Here is an 18,711-nt window from a genome sequence, read left to right on the forward strand (position 1 = left end):
CGCAACATGACATCCGCGACTGCGACTGATGTAGAAGAGAAGCCGAAGGGCTTCTTGAGCAAGATCGGGCGCGTGCTCGCTTTCGCAGCGCCCGTTGTCGTTCTGGTCGGCGTCGCGGCGCTGATGTTCCTGATGTTCGCGACGGCGAACCAGGCGAAGGAAAAAGGCACGCCGCCGCATCCGCCGGCGGTGCAGTTCGCGGTGGCGCACGCGCGGCCGACGACGATCTCGCTCAATGTGCAAGGCGAGGCGCGCCCGCGCGTCGAAGCGACGCTGGCGGCGCAAGTCGCCGGCCGGATCGTCTGGGCAAGCCCGAAATTCGCCGAAGGCGGCTCGTTCGCCGAAGGCGAGGTGATGGCCCGCATCGACGCGGCCGATTATCAACTCGCCGTTGTCCGCGCCCGCGCGCAAGTCGCGCAATCGCAGGAAGCTTTGGCGCGCGAGGAAGCGGAAGCGGAGCTGGCGCGGCAGGACTGGCAGGCGTTGGGCCGTGGTGAAGCGCCCCCGCTCGCCGTGCGCGAGCCGCAGCTGGCGCAAGCCCGCGCGCAACTGGCGGCGTCGGAAGCCGCCCTGCGCAGCGCAGAACTCGATCTCAACCGCGCCTCGATCCGCGCGCCGTTCGCCGGCCGCGTGCGCGAGCGCCGCGCCAATGTCGGCGATTATGTCGGCCCCGGCTCGCCGGTGGCGGTGATGTTCGCGACCGACGCGATGGAAATTCGCGTGCCATTGACCGACTCCGACCTCGCATCCATGCGCATCCCGGTTGGCTTCCAAGCGAGCGCAGCCAATCCTGGCCCGGCCGCCCACGTCACCAGCGTCACCGGCGGCCGCCTCTATACCTGGGAAGGCCGCTTGGTGCGCACCGAAGCGTCCGTCGATGCGCGCACGCGTCTCGTCTATGGCGTCGTTCAGGTGCGCGATCCGTTCAACTCGCGCAACGCGGCGCCGCTCGCGCCTGGCATGTTCGTGCAGGCGCGCCTCGAAGGCTCGAGCCGTGAAACCCTCGTCGCCGCGCCGCGCAGCGCCTTGAAGCGCAACGAGTTCGTGTACGTCGTCAAAGCCGACAACACGATCGACGTGCGCCAAGTGCGCGCGGCGCAGACGACCGCAGATGAAGTGCTCTTCCGCGAAGGCGTCGCCGACGGCGAACGGGTCGTCGTGTCGGTGCTGACCTCGCCGCGCCAAGGCATGGCGGTGACGCCGATCGACCGCGCGGGCGAAGCGAGCGAGCAGCCCGCTCAGCCGGCCAACCAAGAACAACTGGAAATTCGCAGATAAGCGCGCGGGCGCTGACGCGCCCGAAGACGCCGGAGACGTCGCATGTTGAAGGGCCTGGTCGCTTGGTGGGGACGCAATCCCGTCGCCGGCAATCTGCTGATGCTGTTCTGCGTAGTCGCGGGATACCTCTCCTTCCAGCAGATGGAGAAGGAGTTCTTCCCGGCCGGCCGCGGCGACGGCGTGTTCATCCAGGCCGTGTGGCCGGGCGCCAGCCCGGAAGACATGGAGCAACAGGTTGTCGTGCGCATCGAGGAGGCCACGGCCGATCTCGATAACGTCAACTGGGTGCGCTCGCGCGCCGGCGAAGGCTTCGGCTGGGTCCGGATCGCCATCGACAGCGGCACCGACGTCGACGCGATGACGGAAGAAGTGCGCGCGCGGGTGGAATCCATCTCCGGCCTGCCCGCAGGGATGGAGCCGATCTCGGTCGCGCGCGAAGTCGGCCGCAACTGGTCCATCATCATCGGCGTTCACGGCTCGATCAGCGAACGCGATCTGCGCGACACCGCTGAACGCTTGCGCGACCGGCTCTCACTTCAGCCGGGCGCCGCCAACACATTGGTCACTGGCGTGCGCACGCCCGAAGTTTCGATCGAAGTGTCGGAAGCTTCTCTGCAAGCTTGGGGCCTCACCTTCGACGAAGTGGCGCGCGCGGTGCGCGGCAACTCGCTCAACGCCGGCGCCGGCGCGGTGCGCACAGCCGACGGCAACTTCCAGCTCCAGGCGCGCAACCTCGCCGACACCGAGCTCGACTTCGAGAACATCATCATCCGCCAGACGCCGGACGGCGGCACGGTGCGCGTGGGCGATGTCGCCACCGTCAGCGACGGCTTTCAAGACGTGAACCTCTACTCGCGCATGAACGGCGAACCCGCCGCCATCATCGCGGTGCAGACCGCCGACCGCTTCAACATCTGGGAGACCGACAAAGCGGTCCAGGAAACGCTGGACGAGATTCGCGCCGAGCTGCCGCAAGGCGTGCAGATCACCACCATCTACAACGAAGTCGAAGACTACAACTCGCTGCTGGAGATCCTCTTCTCCAACGCCGCGCAAGGCTTCTTCCTGATCTTCGTGCTGCTGCTGCTGACGCTGCACCCGAAGGTGGCGTTCTGGGCGACCTTGGGCGTCATGACGGCCTTCGCCGGCTCGTTCTTCATCCTGCCGTACATGGATGTGTCGCTCAACTTCATGAGCGTGTTCGGCTTCCTCCTGGTGCTGGGCATCATGGTCGACGACGCGATCATCGTCGGCGAGGCGATCTACGAACGGGCCGAGCGCGGCCACACCGGCGCCGACGCTTCGATCTACGCGACGCAGATGGTGCTGAAGCCGCTGGTGGCTTCGGTGTTCGTGACCATGATCGCCTTCAGCCCGATGGCGCTCCTGGAAGGCGACGTGCGCCAATTCACGCGCGCGATCTCGATCGTCGTTATGTCGACCTTGGTGTTCTCGCTGATCGAGAGCCTCATCATCCTGCCGGCGCACTTGGCGCACGTGACGGTGCCCGATCCGAACAAGCCGGGCATGTTCAGCAAGCTGATGGCGCTGCAGCAGCGCTGCGCGCACTCGGTGATCTGGGTGGCCAAGAATCTGCACCAGCCGCTGGTGAAGAGCGCCGTGAAGATGCGCTACCTCACCTGGTCGGTCTTCCTCGGCATCACCATCCTGGCGATCGGCCTGATGATGACCGGGCGGGTGAAGCAGACCTTCATGCCTGAAGTCGAAGGCGACTTCATGCAGGTCTCGATCGAATTGCCGCAGACCACCCCCTTCTCGCGCATGGAGCAGGTCGCCGAACAGCTCGACGCCGCCCGCCTCGCGCTCGAACAGGAAACGACCCAGTACGCGCAGCCTGATCCGAACACGGGCGCACAGTCGCGCGGCGTGGTGCGCTCCTGGAGTCAGTCGATCGAAGAAAACTCGATCCGCGCCTATGTCGGGCTGACACCGCCGCAGACGCGGCCCGAGCTGCGCTCGCGGCAAGTGACCGAGCGGCTGGAAGAGCTGCTCGGCGAAGTGCCGGACGCAGATCAGATCAGCTTCTCGCTCTCGGGCGGCGGCTCGCCGGCCATCGACATGGCGCTGATGGGCGAGAACAAGGAAGACCTCGAAGCCGCTGTCGAAGAACTGAAAGCGCGCTTGCTGCAGTTCGAAGGCGTCTCGTCCGTGCGCGACAGCCAGGATGCAGCGATCGAAGAATTGCGCTTCACTTTGCTGCCGGGCGCCGAACAGCTCGGCGTCACGCTGAGCGACCTCACCCGCCAAGTGCGCCAAGCCTATTTCGGCGAAGAAGTGCAGCGGCTGCCGCGCGAGGGCGACGACGTGCGTGTTTACGTCCGTTATCCGCGCGATGACCGCCGCACGCTCGAAAGCCTGGGCGGCTTCCGCGTGCGCACGAATGACGGTCGCGAAGTGCCGCTCGCCTCGCTGGCGACCTGGGAGTTCGCGCCGGGCGTGACCGGTCTCGACCGCCGCCAGCGCATGAGTTCGATCCTGGTGACGGCCGATCTCGTCAACGCCGAAGCGCGCAACGACATCATGCGCACGCTCGACCGCGACTTCTGGCCCGAGTTCGAGGCGCGCTATTCGACGGTCTCGCGCCGCGCGATCGGCGAAGCCGAGGGCCAGGCCGAATTCTTCGCCCAGCTCGGCACGTTGATGGCGATGGCGTTCGCAGCGATCTACTTCCTGCTCGCGGTGACGTTCCGCTCCTACGCGCAGCCGATCATGATCCTCTCGGTGATCCCGTTCGCAATCGTCGGGGCCACGACCGGGCACTTGATCTTCAACACCAGCTTCGCCCTCTTCTCCTGGCTCGGCGTCATCGCCGCCATCGGCGTCGTCGTGAACGACAACGTCGTGCTGGTCGACCGCTGCAACCAAATCCGCGGCTACTTCGCGCTCAGGCTGAAGCGAGCCGGCGTCGCTGCGCCGGTGGACGAGGAAGGCGAGCCGATCGAGCTGCACGAAGTGCCCGGGCCGGACGGACAGATGTTCGAGTACATCGCCATCGCGCCCGATCTCGAAGTCCACGAAGAGCTGATCATGGAGTCGGCGCAGAAGGGCTTCCAAAAGGCCCCGATCGAGCTGCGCAGCTCGGCCAACATGAAGTGGGACGCCAGCGAATACCGCGAACGCGCTGAAATGCTGGAGCAGGCCGGCTTCCAAGTGATGCGCGTGCGGGCCGAGCGCGGCATCGTCGAGGCCTCGGTGTCCCGCTTCCGGCAGATCTTCCTGACTTCGGTCACGGAATTCGTCGGCATGGCTCCGATGCTGCTGGAGAACGCCGCCATCGTTCAGTTCCTGAAGCCGATGGCCCTCTCCCTGGCCTTCGGCGTGCTCTTCTGCATGCCGGCGACCTTGATCCTGACGCCCGCCTTCTACATGATCGGCGTCGACATCAAGCGCGTGTTCGGAGGCCTGTTCGGCTTCTACACACGGCTCTATGGGGGCCGCCGCAGACTGGCCGCGGCGGAGTAGAACTCGGGAGAAGACATCCATGATCGCTTTGACTCGCCGCGCCTGGGGCGTGTCGTCGCTGGCGTTGCTCGCCGGCTGCGCCACCGGCACGGCTTCGAATACGACGGCCACGGCGCGCGCGCCGGCCGCGATCGGCGCCTGGGGCGTCGACCTCGCCGCCCGCGACCTCAGCGTCGATCCCGGCAATGACTTTTTCCGCTACGCCAACGGCACGTGGATGGCCAACACCCAGATCCCGGCCGACCGCACGCGCTGGGGCACATTCGACATCCTGCGCGACAAGTCCGACCGCGATCAGCGCGTGATCATCGAGGAAGTCGCCCTCGCCGGCGGCGCGCCGGGCTCGGTGCAGCAGAAGATCGCCGACTATTACAACGCCTACCTGAACCAGGATGCGATTGACGCGCTGCGCCTCACGACCGTGCAGGCGGAGATCGACGAGATCAACGCCGCGCGCGACCACGAAGCGGCCGCGGTCATCGCCGCCCGCCCGGGCGTTGCGGTGAACTTCCCGATCGCAACCTACGTCTCGCTCGATCAGCGCAATCCGGACCGCTATTGCGTGGGCATGACTCATGCGGGCATCGGCCTGCCGGAGCGCGAATATTATCGCCGCACCGACGGCCAATTCCCGGCCATTCGCGAAGCGTACCAAGCGCACATCGAGCGCCTGCTGACGCTGGCCGGCCAAACCAACGCCAACCGCAAGGCGCGCGACATCGTCGCCTTCGAAACCCGTGTCGCCGAACGGCACTGGCCGATCGCCGAGCGCCGCGACCGCTCGCGCACCTACAATTTGCAGACCCGCCAGCAGATCGCTGCCCTCGCGCCGGACTTCCCGTGGGATGCGGCGTTCGAATCGCAAGGGCTCGGCCAAGTCAACGAAGTGGTGGTGCGCGAGCTTTCGGCCATCGGCCCGCTCGCCAACCTCTATACGCGCACGCCGATCGCCACGATCCGCGCCTATCTGGTCTATCACCTGGTCCGCAACAACGCCTCGGTGCTGCCGCGCGACATCGACAACGAAGTGTTCGATTTCTACGGCAAGACGCTGAACGGCCAGCCGCAGCAGCGCGAGCGCTGGAAGCGTTCGGTCGATGCGGTGAACGGCGCGCTCGGCGAAGCCGTCGGTCAGATCTACGTGCAGCGCCACTTCCCGCCGGAAGCCAAGGCGCAGATGACCGAACTGGTTGAAAACCTCCGCCGCGCCTACGGCGAGCGCATCGATCAGCTTTCGTGGATGTCGGCCGAGACCAAGGTGGCGGCGCGCGAAAAGCTCGCCACGTTCCGTCCGAAGATTGGCTATCCGGATCGCTGGAAGGATTATTCGGCGCTCGAAGTCCGCGCCGGCGACGCCTACGGCAATTCGAAGCGCTTCCAGCTGTGGGACTGGCAACAGGACCTCGATCGCCTCGGCCGGCAGACCGACCGCGACGAGTGGTTCATGACGCCGCAAACGGTGAACGCCTATTACAACTCGGTGTTCAACGAGATCGTCTTCCCGGCCGCGATCCTGCAGCCGCCCTTCTTCGATCCGAACGCCGATCCGGCCGTGAATTACGGCGCCATCGGCGGCGTCATCGGCCACGAAATGGGCCACGGCTTCGACGACCAAGGCGCCAAGTCCGATGCGCGCGGCGTGCTGCGCGATTGGTGGAACGCCGAAGACGTCGCGCGCTTCACGGCGGTGACCGATCGCCTGGTCGAGCAGTACAACGGCTTCTCGCCGCTCGAAGGCATCAACGTGAACGGGCGCCTGACGCTCGGAGAAAACATCGGCGACAATGGCGGCCTGCAGGTCGCCTACCACGCCTACACGCTCTCGCTCGGCGGCCGTCCGGCGGAGACGCTCGACGGCTACACCGGCGATCAGCGCTTCTTCCTCGGCTGGGCGCAAGCCTGGCGCGGCCTCATCCGCGACGAGGCGCTGCGCAACCAGGTGCTGACCGACCCGCACTCGCCGGCGATCTATCGCTGCAACGGCACGGTGCGGAACATGGACGCCTGGTACGCCGCGTTCAACGTGACCGAAGGCGACGCGCTCTATCTCGCGCCGGCAGATCGGGTGACGATCTGGTAAGCGCAGATAGCGTGAAACGATCGAGGGGAGCGGTGAGAACCGCTCCCCTTTTTCTTTGTGCGGGTTCAGCCTCCTGTTCGCTCGTCATCCCGGACGCGCGGAGCGCGATCCGGGACCCAGGGGCAAACGCACTGCAACTTGCCCCTGGGTTCCGGGTTCAATGCTTCGCATTGCCCCGGAATGACGAGCGGCGTAAGCGCGCTCAATCCGGATATTTCACCGCCATCCGCTTCCAGCTCTTCGCGATCAGCTGGCGCAGCACGTTTTCGTCTACGTCGGCGAGCTTGTTGATGTAGAGGCAGCTCCGTCCGGTCTTGTGCTTGCCGAGCTTCTTCATCAGCGGCTCGCCCTCGTAACCGTCCATAAGGTAGAGGACGAGATTGGCTTTGCGCGGACTGAAGCCTAGGCGCGGCCACTTGCCGGTGGCGCCGTCATACTCGCCGTAGCCGACGATCGTCGGCCCCCACATAGCCGGCTTCTCGCCAGTGATCTCGCGCATCATTTTGTCGACAGCGTTCGCGTCGTTGCGGCGCGTCTCGTCTTCGACGGCGGCGATGAAGCCGGCGGCGGACGCCTTGGTGCGCTGGGTTTTGGGCTCGGGCATGTCGCGGTACTCCGGTGCGTGAACGTCGCGGCTAAGCCTCCGACGGAAATGGCTCAGCTAAGAACAACCCGGGTCGCAGATTTCGCCACAGGGTGCGCAGGTCGTCGCCCATCAATGTCGGCGACTCCAAGCGGACGTAGATGGCGACGACCGAGTTGATCATTGCCACGACCAACATGCGCTGCTGAACACCCGGCGGTCCCGCAGCCTCTGCAATTACATCGACCTCGAAACCTGTCTCGGTGTCCCCAATCCACATGCGCTCATCGACAAGCAGCGAGCCTCCGAGCTCACCCACCGTCTTGCGGAGGCTGGATAGAACAGCTCCGTTCATGCCTGTGGCAAGCTCAAGAAGGTCACGCCCCGTCGCGTCGATTCGTGCTCCGTAGATGAAGAGCCTTACGTCGAGGTCCTGATTGTGGAATGCGAACGTGTCCGACGTTGCGTCGAACTCAGTCTCCTCCAGCAGAACCCAGGTGTCGTCGAGATCGAACTCGAAGCACTGAAGACCATAAGTTTCCTTCATGCGCGCTCCCCACAGCCCCTTCACGATCGCCCGTCACTTGGCCCCGCGCAGAAGATGCCGCCTCGGGTCCATGCGGCTGTGCAAGACAGCGACGACGATCAGGATATCGTCTTCCATGAAGCCATACACGACATGGGACTGCGCCCTCCGCGCTAACATGCCGGCGCCGAGTTCAGCACGCGGACGTAGCAGCGAGGGCGTCTTGATCGCAGAGTCGAGCGCCGCCTCGATGGCCGCGAGATAGTCGTTTGCTTGTTTGGCGTTCCATCTGTCACGCGTGAAGCGCCAGATTTCCTGCAAATGAGTGTCGGCTGCTGCGGTGAGCCGATAACCCTTCATTCAGCGGCGGCGCGGGCGGCGGCGTCCATCACCCCGCCCTCGGCGAACCGTCCCGCTGCCGCATCGGCGAGCCCAGGCGCCAGCGCAGCGCGCAGAGCGGCGAGTTTCGCGGCGTCCGCTGCTTCGCGCTTTTCGGCCAGCTGCCGCACTGCGTCACGGATCACGTCCGCCTCATCGGCGTAACGGCCGGCTTTCACCTCATCGCGGACAAACTCGTCCAGTTCGGGGGGCAAATTGGCAGACATGCCGCAAGTTTAGCACTAGGCCCGTCGCCTGGGTAGGCCTCACAGCCCCTTCACGATTGATCACTCCGACGGGTGTTCGGCAAGGAATGCGGCGATATGCGGATAAATGCCGTCGCGCACGAGCGTAGCGTGATCCGAGCCGCGCATTCGCACGAAACGCTTGGGCTCATTGGCCAGCGCAAACAGCGCCTGGCCTTGCGAGAACGGGATCAGCGTGTCGGCGTCGCCGTGGACGATCAGCACCGGCATTTGCACGCCGCCGATCCATTCGCGGGAGCGGAAGCTGTCGCGGATCAGCAATCGCGACAGCGGCGTGAAGTGCGCGGCGGCGACATCGTCAACGCCGGTGAACGGCGCTTCCAGAACCAGCGCGCGCGCGGCCCGCTCGGAAGCCAAGCGCACCGCGACTCCGGAGCCGAGTGAGAAGCCGTGAATGACGATGTCGCGCGGCTGATAGCCTTGCGCGCGCAGCCAATCGTATCCGGCGCGCGCATCGAGATGTAGGCCGCGTTCGCTTGGACGGCCGCTCGAGCCGGAATAGCCGCGATAATAGACCGCGAGAAAGCCCGCGCCGCTTTCCGAGATGCGCCGCCAGCGACCGCCCCAAATCTGCGGCCGTCCGCCATTGCCGTCGAAGAAGAGAAAGATGGGCTGGCCCGGCTGCGGGGCGCGATACCAGGCGACGAGCGATTCGCCGTCCTCGGTTGCGATACGCACCGCCTGCGTCTCGGCGAAGTTCGGCGCGACCTCTTCAGTGTGCGGGTGATAGATGAGCGAATTGGCGTAAGCAGCCAGCGCCACGAGCGGCAGAAGGACGATCGCGGCGATAGCCAGCAGGATCGGAACGAAGCGCCTCATGAGCACAGAGGATGCCACGTCAATCCCGCCGCTTGAAGGGCGCGTTTAATCACCGTCAGGCCGCCTGCGCGCCGCGGACCATGATCTCTCCAACCTCCGTTCGCGCTAGCGCGGGCCCCCAAGCGTGACGGAAACGAGGATAGAGGCCCACTCTATCCCCCATGTTTCCGAGCAAAATCCCAATGCGAACAACGCTTCGAACAAAATCAATCCGACCGCGCCCGAGCTGACGTATAATGGCTCCGCTCTGACACGGGAGGATTTCGAAGTCGACCGAACCTTTGGAAGGTCAGAGCAGCGGCCGGCGCGGCTGTCGTCGCTTCGATGATGTAGAGGAAACTCGCTAAGCGTCATCGTTGAGGAAGTTCGAGGGGTGGGATGCTCGGCAGAGGTCCCTTCACCGAAGAGCGAAGCGAACGGCGATGGCATTCTGCCTGCGGGGCATGAAACCGCAGGGTCCATGGGTCTTCGGCGACCCATGCGCGCTGAACCGGTGAAAACTGGTGAACTCGGACCTAAGGCCCCTCTGGTGGTTTCCATCGTGGTGAGCAGTGCAAGTCCTAATCCAGTCCGGGAATAACGGCCGAATACGGGGCGCGTTCGACGCGCAGCGTTGCGTAGCGATGCGCAACGCACACTAGGAACTACCCCAGCGCGTCCGACGCGCCCCGCCTCCCATCTCGGGACTCGGTTCTCGGGACTCGGGATTCGAGATTCGAAAACAGCGGCGTTGATCCAGCGCACGCTGCACGCACGCTCGTCCCGAGTCCCCAGTCCCGAGAACCGAGAACCGAAATGCTAAAGCCCCTTCACGATCTCGTCCGTCATCTTCTTCGCGTCGCCGAACAGCATCATGGTGTTGTCGCGGAAGAAGAGTTCGTTTTCGACGCCGGCATAGCCCGAGCCCATGCCGCGCTTCACGAAGAGGACGGTTTTCGCTTTCTCTACGTCGAGGATCGGCATGCCGAAGATCGGCGATTGCGGATCGGTCTTGGCGACGGGGTTGGTGACATCGTTGGCGCCAATGACGTAGGCGACGTCGGCCTGGCTGAACTCGTTGTTGATGTCTTCGAGTTCGAACACTTCATCGTACGGCACGTTGGCTTCGGCCAGGAGGACGTTCATGTGTCCCGGCATCCGGCCGGCGACGGGATGGATGGCGTACTTCACCTCCACGCCCTCTTTCTTCAGCAGATCGGCCATTTCGCGCACGCTGTGCTGAGCTTGCGCGACGGCCATGCCGTAGCCCGGCACGATGATCACTTTCGACGCGTTCTTCATGATGAAGGCCGCGTCGTCGGCGCTGCCCTGCTTCACCGGGCGCGTTTCGGTCTTGCCCGCGGCCGCTGCGCCGTCGCCGGTGCCGAAGCCGCCGAGGATGACGCTGATGAAGCTGCGGTTCATGCCCTTGCACATGATGTAGCTGAGGATCGCGCCCGAAGAGCCAACCAGCGCGCCGGTGATGATGAGCGCGACGTTCTCCAAAGTGAAGCCAAGCGCGGCGGCGGCCCATCCCGAATAGGAGTTCAGCATCGAGACGACGACCGGCATATCGGCGCCGCCGATCGGGATGATGAGCAGAACGCCGATCAGCAGCGAAAGCCCCGCGAGCGCCCAGAAGTGCCAGCCGATTGTGCCATGCGCCTGGATCATCATGACGATCAGCGCCACGATCGCGAGCGCGATGACGATGTTGATGAGATGGCGCGCCGGCAACATGATCGGCGCGCCGGACATGTTGCCGTTGAGCTTGGCGAACGCGATCACCGAACCAGTGAAGGTGATCGCGCCGATGGCGGTGCCGAGCGAAAGCTCGATCAGCGACTGCATATGCACGCCGCCGCCCGCTTCGGCGATGCCGAAGCTTTCCGGCGCATAAAACGCGGCGGCGGCGACAGCGACCGCGGCGAGACCAACGAGCGAGTGGAACGCCGCTACCAGCTGCGGCATCGCCGTCATCTTGATCGAGCGCGCGATCATCGCGCCGATGCCGCCGCCGATGACGATGGCGCCGGCGATGATCAGCCAAGTCGTCGTGTCGGGCGTCACCAGCCACAGCGTGGTGCCGATGGCGATGGCCATGCCGATCATGCCGAAATTGTTGCCTTGGCGGCTGGTCTCCGGACTGGAGAGCCCGCGCAGCGCCAAGATGAAGAGCACCCCGCTCACGAGGTACAAAAGCGCAGCGATATTGGCGTCCATGAAAGCCCCTCAAGCCCCGGAATTCAGAATGCGTTCGATCTCTGCGATCAGCGGCGGGAAGTCGTCGCGGATCGTCTGGTAAAGCGTGTTTGGTTGGAGCGAGCGATAGCCGTGTATGACCTTGTTGCGCATATCGATGGCCTGACGCCACGGAATCGTTGGCATCATCTGCCTGATATCAGCCGGAATCTGCGACGCCGCCTCGCCGACAACCTCCACCGCACGCGTGGCGGCGTGAATCATCACATAGGTTTGCGCAAATATTTCAGGTGTGAGCCCGGCTATGTAGTCCTCCGCATGCCTCGCATAAACGAGCATGTCCTCGAGCAGGAGCCTTGTGCGAGCGTCGATCACGCGACAACCAAATCGCGCTCGATGTACGCCCGCGCTGCCGGCCGCATGCCGTCCCGATCGACAAGGTCAACTTCCCGTCCGAATTCGGATGAGAGCTCAAACGCAGCGTCGGAGAGCTTGAACAGCGTCGTGCCCCGCGTAACTTGATACGTGATGTCCACATCGCTGTCCGGCCGCTCTTCACCGCGCGCGACCGAGCCGACCACACCGAGCAAGCGGATTCCGTACCGCGCTTCGATGTCGTCGCGGCGCGCGCGGATCGTTTCGAGGACGGTGTCGAGCAAAGCGGCCATACGCGGTAAGAATCTGCCCTTCCTATCCCCAGGTCAAGTTCAGCGCCGCCGCCAGCGCGACCAGCCGGAAAGCAGCGTCACCGCCGGCGCGGCGAAGAAGACGATGGCGGCCGCCCAAGTCGGCCAGCCCGCTTCCGTCGCGCCCAGGAACGCGAGCACATTGCCGACGATGGGCACGAAGGCGAGAAAGAAGCCGACGATGGCGGAGAGCCAGACGCCCAGGTTCAGCTCGGCGTGGATCCATTCGATCACGAAATTGATCTGCAGCACGCAAAGCGCGATCCAAGCCAGCGCGATCAAGCAGCCGACGCCGGCGAGGCGCGAGACGCGCACCTGGAAGCGGCGCATGTCCTCGCGGGCGCGGGTGCGATCGAACGTATGCGGCGAAACAGTCGGCTCTTCGCGCAGATTCGACAGCGCCCGCTGCGCCGCTTGGCGCAATTCATCGTCGCTGGCGGCGCCCTCTTCACGCGCTTCGGCGACCTCCGCCTCGAACGCTTCGACGTGCGGCTGCAGCGCGGTGATGGCGCGCGGCGCAACGCCGCCTGAAGCGCGCCAAGCATCGACGAAGCGGCGCATGAACGCCTCGGCGGAGAGACGACCGTCGAGAAAAGCTTCGATAAGGGCCCGCCACTCCGCAGACGTCACGTCACTTCTTCTCTTTCTTCTTGTACATCGCCAGCATGCGCTGGGTGACGAGGAAGCCGCCGAAGATGTTGACCGCGGCGAGACCCGCGGCCAGACCTCCCGCGCCCTTGGCGACCCAGCCGCTTTCAGCCCCGGCGTTCGCGGCGGCGGCGATCAAAGCGCCGACGATGATCACCGACGAGATCGCGTTGGTGACGGCCATCAGGGGCGTGTGGAGCGCCGGCGTCACCGACCAGACGACGTAATAGCCGACGAAGATCGCCAGTACGAAAATGGCCAGATAGAAAACGAACGGATCGACCATGCGTCAGCCCCCAAAACGTGTGCGGCATTGGTTGGCGGCGGCCTCGCGATCGGCGGCCGGCTGCTCGAGCCAATGCGTGCGCGCGGCGCTGGCGGCGTAGCGTCCGGTCATGCCTTCGACGCCTTCCATTGTGTTGAGCTGCGCCAGGATGCGGCCGAGGACGTTGGCCCATTGGCCGGACGCGCCGCGCGGATAGGTGACGATGTTGAGGTTCGCGTGCGCGGCGATGGCGCCCGCGCATGTCGTCAGTGCGCTGATCGAAGCCCCCTGCTGCGCCTGCGCCGGCGTCGACATGAGTGCGGCGGCGAGGAGCGCGGCTGCGCCTCCGATGCGTCCGATGCCGATCATGCGAGCCTCCTTTCAAGTTGTCTGGTAGGTTGCGTCAGCCCGCACGACGAGCCCAGCCCCGTCGATCTCATGAGTTTCCGCGGCCTGCTCGCCGCGATGATTGCGATAAATCAGCGTATGGCCGCGCGCGCCGACGAGCAGCGCTTCCGGCCTGAACACGAGCTGCGGCGCACGCTCGAGCGCCCGCTCGAAATAGGCCCGCAGCATGGTCTTGCCGTGGATCACGCCGTCATGCGCAAAGCCGAGCGCGGCGATATAGGGTGAGGAGAATTCGATGTCTTCGGCATAGAGTTCGAGGATGCCGTCGAGATCGCGGGCGTTCCACGCGGCGTAGTAGCGTTCGGCGAACTGGACATCATTCATGCGGCGCTCGCTGGGGCCAAGGATGGATGGACGATAGCCCCCGCCTTTGTCAGCATTGCGCCCTTGATGATCTCGTCGTCCCAGGCCGGCGCGAACGCTTTGCTGTCCTTGTCGGTCAGCAGCGGCAAGAGCGCGAGCAGGTTCTTCGCGTAGAGCGCCGAGGCGTCCGCCGGCAGGCGCGCCGGCAGATTGGTGAAGCCCATGATCTTCACGCCGCCGGCCTCGACCAACTCGTCCGGCTTCGAAAGCGGGCAATTGCCGCCCTGCGCGACGGCGAGATCGACGATGACCGAGCCCGGACGCATGGATTTCGCCTGCGCTTCGGTGACGAGCACCGGCGCGGCGCGGCCAGGAATGAGCGCGGTGGTGATCACCACATCCTGCTTGGCGATGTGCTCAGTGATCAGCGCCGCTTGCTTGGCCTGGTATTCCGCGCTCATCGGCTTGGCGTAGCCCGCGGCGGTCTCCGCCTGTTTGAATTCTTCGTCCTCGACCGCGACGAACTTGGCGCCGAGCGAAGCCACCTGTTCTTTCGTCGCTGGCCGCACGTCGGTGGCGCTGACGACGGCGCCAAGCCGGCGCGCGGTGGCGATCGCCTGCAAGCCGGCGACGCCGACGCCCATGACGAAGACCTTGGCGGCGGCGACCGTGCCGGCGGCCGTCATCATCATCGGAAAGGCGCGGCCGTAGAGCGCCGCGGCTTCGATCACGGCGCGATAGCCGGCGAGGTTGGCTTGGCTGGAGAGCGCGTCCATCGACTGCGCGCGGCTGATGCGTGGAATGAACTCCATCGCCAGCGCATCGATTTTGGCCTTGGCCAGCGCGTCGATGACGGCCTTATCGCCATACGGCTCGAGCAGCGATGCGAAGCCGGCGCCCGGCTTCATCGTGCCGATTTCGGCGTCCGTCGGACGGCGCACTTTGACGACGAGATCGGCGCCGCCGATTCCGCCATCGGCGCTGACTTCGGCGCCGGCGTCCTTGTAGTGCTGGTCCGGCACGCTGGCGTTCACGCCTGCGCCGGCGGCCACGGTTACGCTGTGCCCCAGGCTGACGAATTTCTTGACCGTGTCGGGCGTGGCCGCGACACGCGTCTCTCCGGGCGCGCTCTCCTTGAGAACCGCGATCCGCAACGGATCAGCCCATCATGCCGGACAGCGCCGGCACGATCAGGCCGCCGATCGCCAGCAGCACCCAGACGCCGACTTGAACGGCCCAATAGACGCTGGAAAGGCGGAAGAAGAAGCCGGCGGCCGCGCCGATGGCGACCAGAGCGATCCAACCCGCCCACCAGCCGGCTCCAATCGCGAACGCCAGCGTCAGCAGCGCGACGAATTGGATCACGAGCGCTCCACACCAGACCGACGCCATCAGGAAACCATGGAAGGTCTCCTTTTGGTCATGGATGTCCATATGTCCGCGTGCGCCGCCAGCCTGCGCCATTCCAGATCTCCTCGTTGTGGCCGGGGTGTAAACCGCGTTGCGCGGGCGAACAAGCGGCGGCGGCGTCGCGGGCGCGCTTACCGCCCGACGCGGCGGCTGACCGCGTGGAAGCTGACCTGATCGGCTTCGAAACGGGCGGCGGTCAGCGTCCCGGACGCATAAGCCCCGGTGTCGATGGCAATGCGGCGCTGGTCGGCATAGGGCTGATCGACCGGCGTGTGACCATGCACCACCCGATGGGAGAACGGGCGCTTCGAGGCGATGAACGGCGCGCGGATCCAGAACAGGTCCTCGTCGGTCTGTTCCTCAAGGCTGCGGCCGGCGTCGATGCCGGCGTGGACGAAGGCGTAGTCGCCCAGTTCGACATAGCGTTCGAGGCTTTGCAGGAAGTCGTAGTGGCCAGGCGGCAGCCGAGCCATCAAGAGCTGAGCGACGCCGATCCAGTCCTGCTCCTCGGCGCCGACTGGCGGGGGAGGCTGGACACCATAGGAAAGCAGCGTTTCGGCCCCGCCTTGCAGCAGCCAGGCTCGGTAGGACATCGGGTCATCGATGAAACCGAGCATGGATTGCTCGTGGTTGCCCTTGAGGCACCGCCGCTCGTAGCCGTGCGGGCGGCCGGTCAGCAGCAGGTCGATGACGCCCCTGCTGTCAGGGCCGCGGTCAACATAGTCACCCAGAAAAATCACCAGCGGCGGACCGCCGGCCCGGACGCCCTCGTCGGCGCGCGCCTCGAGCAGGTCGAGCATGTCGGCGAGCAGGTCCGAGCGGCCGTGTATGTCCCCGATGGCGAAACCTACCCTCTCCGCGGGAAATTTCGCAGCGGGCGGCGCAGGACGCTCGAACATCCGCAGCAATTGCATGGGGTCCTACTTATGCCCCGCTGCGGGGAGCGGCAATGAAGTTCCCTTACCGCCACCAATCAGCGGAGCAGAACTTGCAGCGCGCCGAGGAAAGGGGCACGGCCAGAGCATCATGAACGCGACCGCCGCGGGGCCGCGGGTCTCCGTTATCATGGCGAATTTCAACGGTGCGGCGCACATCGCCGCCGCCGTGCGCTCGGTGCTGCGCCAAACCGAGACGGCGCTGGAGCTGATCGTCAGCGACGACGGTTCGACCGACGACAGCCTGGCGATGGCGCGGAATGCGGCGGCCGGCGATCCGCGGCTCATCATCGTCACGACCCAGCTCAGCCGGACCGGCCCGGCGGCGGCGCGCAACCGTGCCCTGGCCCACGCCCAGGGCGACTGGATCGCGATCGTAGATAATGACGATTACATCCACCCAGAACGTTTGAAGCGGTTGATCGACGCGGCGGAAGCGGACGGCGCCGACATCGCCGCCGACGATCTCCTCACCTTCTATGACTCCGTCGAGAAGCCGCCGCACGCCCATCTCCGGGGCGCCCTCGCAGACCGGGACAATTGGATCAAGCCATGGTGCTACGAACGCACCAACCGCCTGCTTGGGCCTGGCCCGGCGCTTGGCTATCTCAAGCCCGTGTTCAGGCGCGCGCTTGGCGCGCGCTATGACGAAACACTGCGGATCGGCGAGGATTCCGAGCTGATCCTGCGGCTGATGATCGCCGGCGCGCGGCTGCGGCTCTATCCGGCGCTCGGCTATTTCTATCGCAAGCACGACGCCTCGATCTCGCACCGGCTGGACCTCGCTTCGATCGATGCGCTGGACGCGGCCTATTCGCGGCTCGATCCGGGCGAGGACTCCGCGCTGAAGCGCGAAATCGCGCGCGGCGCCGCCGCCCGCGCCGATGCGAAGGCGTTCACGAAACTGATCGACGGCTTGAAGGCGAAGAGCTGGGGGCGCGCGATGTCCGCAGCGCTCAATCGTCCTTCGGCGCTGCGGCTGCTGAAAGACCCGCTGCTGGCGCGGCTGAACCGGACAAAGCCGCGCACCTCTACCAAGCAAGCGCGTGTGACGCTGATCTCGCGCCAGCGGATCGTCGGCGCCACCAATGGCAGTTCGGCGTACGTGTTGGCGCTCGCGGGCGCCTTGAGCGACGCCGGCTACGCCGTCGACTATCTCGGCGCATCGCCCAAGCTGTTCGGACGCTGGGCGATGCTGAAGCTCCGGCCCGAGACGCGGGTGTTCGACCGCTATCTCGTGCGCGGCGGGTTTCGCGCCGGGAACATCGTACTAGCGCGCGACCCGCGCATCTGGCTTGCTTCCGCAATGGCCGTGGCGGACCGGGCGCTGAGCAAGGTGGGGATCAACGGCCTCAGCAAGCCGGCGGAGTATGCGCAAGGCGCCACAGCGACCCGCGCGGACCAGCTTTGGATTGCACGCAACGCTGCGCCGAACGCGGCGGCAGTCCTGTGCGACTATGCCTTCACCTCGGATCTTGCCCCCTACGCGCTTTCGCCGAACGCCCGTTCGGCCATCGTCATGCACGACCTCATGTCGGCGCGCGTCGCCGACGCGGCCGAGACCAACACAGTGAAGATCAGCGCCGAAGACGAGTTCAGGATGCTGTCGCTGACGGACGCGGTGATCGCGATCCAGCATGACGAAGCCGCGCGTGTTCGAATGAGCCTGCCGCATAGCGTTGTGATAACGGCGCCACACTCGACCCAACTCGCGCCCGCGCCTCAGCCGGGCGAAGACGACCTCCTCCTCTTCGTCGGCAGCAACACCGCACCCAACGTCGTCGGCCTCGAATGGTTCTTTCGAGAGATTTGGCCGCTGATCCGCGCCAAACGGGCCGCCGCCAGATTGAAGGTCGCCGGCTCCGTCGCCCGTGCGCTCGGCCCGCCGCCCGAAGGCGTGACCATGCTCGGCCTCGTCGGCGATCTTGAGCCGCTCTACGCCGAGGCCGGTGTAGTCATCTCGCCGCTCTACACCGGGTCGGGGCTGAAAATAAAACTGGTCGAAGCGCTGGCGGCCGGCAAAGCCGTTGTTGGCACTTCGGTGACAGCGCAGGGCATCGAGCCGCAAGTCGTGGGCGCGATGGCGCGCGAAGATGAACCGGCGCGGTTCGCGGACGCTTGCGTCGCGCTGCTCGGCGATCGTGACGCCCGCGCCACGCTTTCGGCCGCCGCTCTGGCGTGCGCGAACGAACACTTCTCCGCCGCGGCATGCTTCCGCGGCCTCACTGCTTTTGTCCGCGGCGACGAAGCCGCACCGGCCCGAATTTCCTTGCCGACATCGCTGTCACAGTCCCAATAGGGGCGAAATTCTCCCTAGCGCCGCAATGGCTTGGAGACGCGGTTCCGCTTGGTCAAAAGACCGCTGTTCCGCGGCTTTTGGTCGACGCGAGACGCGCGCCCGTTAAGCATAACGCGGCAGGGAAATTGCGACGTAGGGCGCGGTCTTCGCGCAAGGGTGCTGG

General features: G+C 65.5%; 19 protein-coding genes. 4 read left to right on the forward strand and 15 right to left on the reverse strand.

Annotated elements, in window-relative coordinates:
• Positions 1 to 6: 6 nt before the first annotated feature.
• From VEA80_RS15630 to VEA80_RS15640, 3 genes are read left to right on the forward strand one after another with little or no spacing between them, the layout of a single operon-like run.
• Positions 7 to 1,278, forward strand: a complete 1,272-nt coding sequence (locus VEA80_RS15630; RefSeq protein WP_325061698.1) for an efflux RND transporter periplasmic adaptor subunit — start codon at positions 7 to 9, stop codon at positions 1,276 to 1,278.
• A gap of 42 nt (positions 1,279 to 1,320) precedes the next feature.
• Positions 1,321 to 4,761 (forward strand): efflux RND transporter permease subunit, encoded by a 3,441-nt coding sequence (locus VEA80_RS15635; protein ID WP_325061699.1) that lies wholly within the window; start codon positions 1,321 to 1,323, stop codon positions 4,759 to 4,761.
• 19 nt (positions 4,762 to 4,780) lie between these two features.
• Positions 4,781 to 6,841, forward strand: coding sequence for a M13 family metallopeptidase (locus VEA80_RS15640; RefSeq protein WP_325061700.1), 2,061 nt, complete (start codon positions 4,781 to 4,783; stop codon positions 6,839 to 6,841).
• A 202-nt stretch (positions 6,842 to 7,043) separates the two neighbouring features.
• On the opposite strand, the gene VEA80_RS15645 is transcribed toward VEA80_RS15640, so the two are convergent.
• The 15 genes from VEA80_RS15645 to VEA80_RS15715 form a co-directional block, all read right to left on the reverse strand.
• A complete protein-coding gene (locus VEA80_RS15645) occupies positions 7,044 to 7,445 on the reverse strand; it encodes a DUF1801 domain-containing protein (protein WP_325061701.1) in 402 nt (133 codons plus the stop codon).
• 31 nt (positions 7,446 to 7,476) lie between these two features.
• The gene (locus VEA80_RS15650) at positions 7,477 to 7,971 is read right to left on the reverse strand and encodes a hypothetical protein (protein ID WP_325061702.1); all 495 of its coding nucleotides are present in this window, start codon (positions 7,969 to 7,971) and stop codon (positions 7,477 to 7,479) included.
• 33 nt (positions 7,972 to 8,004) lie between these two features.
• Positions 8,005 to 8,310: a type II toxin-antitoxin system RelE/ParE family toxin gene (locus VEA80_RS15655; RefSeq protein WP_325061703.1), complete on the reverse strand. Its 306-nt coding sequence runs from the start codon at positions 8,308 to 8,310 to the stop codon at positions 8,005 to 8,007.
• Complete coding sequence (locus VEA80_RS15660) at positions 8,307 to 8,555, reverse strand: type II toxin-antitoxin system ParD family antitoxin (RefSeq protein WP_325061704.1); 249 nt, start codon at positions 8,553 to 8,555, stop codon at positions 8,307 to 8,309. The genes VEA80_RS15655 and VEA80_RS15660 overlap by 4 nt, the downstream gene beginning before the upstream one ends.
• 60 nt (positions 8,556 to 8,615) lie before the next feature.
• Complete coding sequence (locus tag VEA80_RS15665) at positions 8,616 to 9,413, reverse strand: alpha/beta hydrolase (protein ID WP_325061705.1); 798 nt, start codon at positions 9,411 to 9,413, stop codon at positions 8,616 to 8,618.
• 798 nt (positions 9,414 to 10,211) lie between these two features.
• Positions 10,212 to 11,615: an NAD(P)(+) transhydrogenase (Re/Si-specific) subunit beta gene (locus VEA80_RS15670; protein WP_325061706.1), complete on the reverse strand. Its 1,404-nt coding sequence runs from the start codon at positions 11,613 to 11,615 to the stop codon at positions 10,212 to 10,214.
• Between the two features lie 9 nt (positions 11,616 to 11,624).
• Entirely contained in the window at positions 11,625 to 11,969 is a 345-nt protein-coding gene (locus VEA80_RS15675; protein ID WP_325061707.1) for a DUF86 domain-containing protein, read from the reverse strand.
• On the reverse strand, positions 11,966 to 12,262 hold the full coding sequence (locus VEA80_RS15680) for a nucleotidyltransferase family protein (protein ID WP_325061708.1): 297 nt from the start codon (positions 12,260 to 12,262) through the stop codon (positions 11,966 to 11,968). The genes VEA80_RS15675 and VEA80_RS15680 overlap by 4 nt, the downstream gene beginning before the upstream one ends.
• Before the next feature lie 39 nt (positions 12,263 to 12,301).
• Positions 12,302 to 12,910, reverse strand: a complete 609-nt coding sequence (locus tag VEA80_RS15685) for a hypothetical protein (protein WP_325061709.1) — start codon at positions 12,908 to 12,910, stop codon at positions 12,302 to 12,304.
• 1 nt (position 12,911) lies between these two features.
• Positions 12,912 to 13,214 (reverse strand): proton-translocating transhydrogenase family protein, encoded by a 303-nt coding sequence (locus VEA80_RS15690; RefSeq protein ID WP_325061710.1) that lies wholly within the window; start codon positions 13,212 to 13,214, stop codon positions 12,912 to 12,914.
• Positions 13,215 to 13,217: 3 nt separating this feature from the next.
• Positions 13,218 to 13,562, reverse strand: a complete 345-nt coding sequence (locus VEA80_RS15695; protein ID WP_325061711.1) for a hypothetical protein — start codon at positions 13,560 to 13,562, stop codon at positions 13,218 to 13,220.
• 12 nt (positions 13,563 to 13,574) lie between these two features.
• Positions 13,575 to 13,925, reverse strand: a complete 351-nt coding sequence (locus VEA80_RS15700; RefSeq protein WP_325061712.1) for a nuclear transport factor 2 family protein — start codon at positions 13,923 to 13,925, stop codon at positions 13,575 to 13,577.
• A complete protein-coding gene (locus tag VEA80_RS15705; protein ID WP_325061713.1) occupies positions 13,922 to 15,058 on the reverse strand; it encodes a Re/Si-specific NAD(P)(+) transhydrogenase subunit alpha in 1,137 nt (378 codons plus the stop codon). The genes VEA80_RS15700 and VEA80_RS15705 overlap by 4 nt, the downstream gene beginning before the upstream one ends.
• Positions 15,059 to 15,062: 4 nt before the next feature.
• Positions 15,063 to 15,368 carry an aa3-type cytochrome c oxidase subunit IV gene (locus VEA80_RS15710; protein WP_325061714.1) on the reverse strand — a complete coding sequence of 102 codons (306 nt, stop codon included), beginning with the start codon at positions 15,366 to 15,368 and terminating at the stop codon, positions 15,063 to 15,065.
• Between the two features lie 77 nt (positions 15,369 to 15,445).
• Positions 15,446 to 16,228, reverse strand: a complete 783-nt coding sequence (locus VEA80_RS15715; protein ID WP_325061715.1) for a metallophosphoesterase — start codon at positions 16,226 to 16,228, stop codon at positions 15,446 to 15,448.
• 112 nt (positions 16,229 to 16,340) lie between these two features.
• Here VEA80_RS15715 and VEA80_RS15720 point away from each other — a divergent pair, with 112 nt between their 5' ends.
• On the forward strand, positions 16,341 to 18,548 hold the full coding sequence (locus VEA80_RS15720) for a glycosyltransferase (RefSeq protein ID WP_325061716.1): 2,208 nt from the start codon (positions 16,341 to 16,343) through the stop codon (positions 18,546 to 18,548).
• The last annotated feature ends 163 nt before the right edge of the window (positions 18,549 to 18,711 follow it).

Source organism: Vitreimonas sp. (assembly GCF_035627415.1).
In the GTDB taxonomy this organism is placed as follows: domain Bacteria; phylum Pseudomonadota; class Alphaproteobacteria; order Caulobacterales; family Aquidulcibacteraceae; genus Vitreimonas.

Excerpts from the sequence above, each read along its gene's own strand:
- VEA80_RS15630 (WP_325061698.1), top strand. The coding sequence starts at position 7 with ATGACATCCGCGACTGCGACTGATGTAGAAGAGAAGCCGAAGGGCTTC.
- VEA80_RS15635 (WP_325061699.1), top strand. The coding sequence starts at position 1,321 with ATGTTGAAGGGCCTGGTCGCTTGGTGGGGACGCAATCCCGTCGCCGGC.
- VEA80_RS15640 (WP_325061700.1), top strand. The coding sequence starts at position 4,781 with ATGATCGCTTTGACTCGCCGCGCCTGGGGCGTGTCGTCGCTGGCGTTG.
- VEA80_RS15645 (WP_325061701.1), bottom strand. The coding sequence starts at position 7,445 with ATGCCCGAGCCCAAAACCCAGCGCACCAAGGCGTCCGCCGCCGGCTTC.
- VEA80_RS15650 (WP_325061702.1), bottom strand. The coding sequence starts at position 7,971 with ATGAAGGAAACTTATGGTCTTCAGTGCTTCGAGTTCGATCTCGACGAC.
- VEA80_RS15655 (WP_325061703.1), bottom strand. The coding sequence starts at position 8,310 with ATGAAGGGTTATCGGCTCACCGCAGCAGCCGACACTCATTTGCAGGAA.
- VEA80_RS15660 (WP_325061704.1), bottom strand. The coding sequence starts at position 8,555 with ATGTCTGCCAATTTGCCCCCCGAACTGGACGAGTTTGTCCGCGATGAG.
- VEA80_RS15665 (WP_325061705.1), bottom strand. The coding sequence starts at position 9,413 with ATGAGGCGCTTCGTTCCGATCCTGCTGGCTATCGCCGCGATCGTCCTT.
- VEA80_RS15670 (WP_325061706.1), bottom strand. The coding sequence starts at position 11,615 with ATGGACGCCAATATCGCTGCGCTTTTGTACCTCGTGAGCGGGGTGCTC.
- VEA80_RS15680 (WP_325061708.1), bottom strand. The coding sequence starts at position 12,262 with ATGGCCGCTTTGCTCGACACCGTCCTCGAAACGATCCGCGCGCGCCGC.
- VEA80_RS15690 (WP_325061710.1), bottom strand. The coding sequence starts at position 13,214 with ATGGTCGATCCGTTCGTTTTCTATCTGGCCATTTTCGTACTGGCGATC.
- VEA80_RS15695 (WP_325061711.1), bottom strand. The coding sequence starts at position 13,562 with ATGATCGGCATCGGACGCATCGGAGGCGCAGCCGCGCTCCTCGCCGCC.
- VEA80_RS15700 (WP_325061712.1), bottom strand. The coding sequence starts at position 13,925 with ATGAATGATGTCCAGTTCGCCGAACGCTACTACGCCGCGTGGAACGCC.
- VEA80_RS15710 (WP_325061714.1), bottom strand. The coding sequence starts at position 15,368 with ATGGCGCAGGCTGGCGGCGCACGCGGACATATGGACATCCATGACCAA.
- VEA80_RS15715 (WP_325061715.1), bottom strand. The coding sequence starts at position 16,228 with ATGCAATTGCTGCGGATGTTCGAGCGTCCTGCGCCGCCCGCTGCGAAA.
- VEA80_RS15720 (WP_325061716.1), top strand. The coding sequence starts at position 16,341 with ATGAACGCGACCGCCGCGGGGCCGCGGGTCTCCGTTATCATGGCGAAT.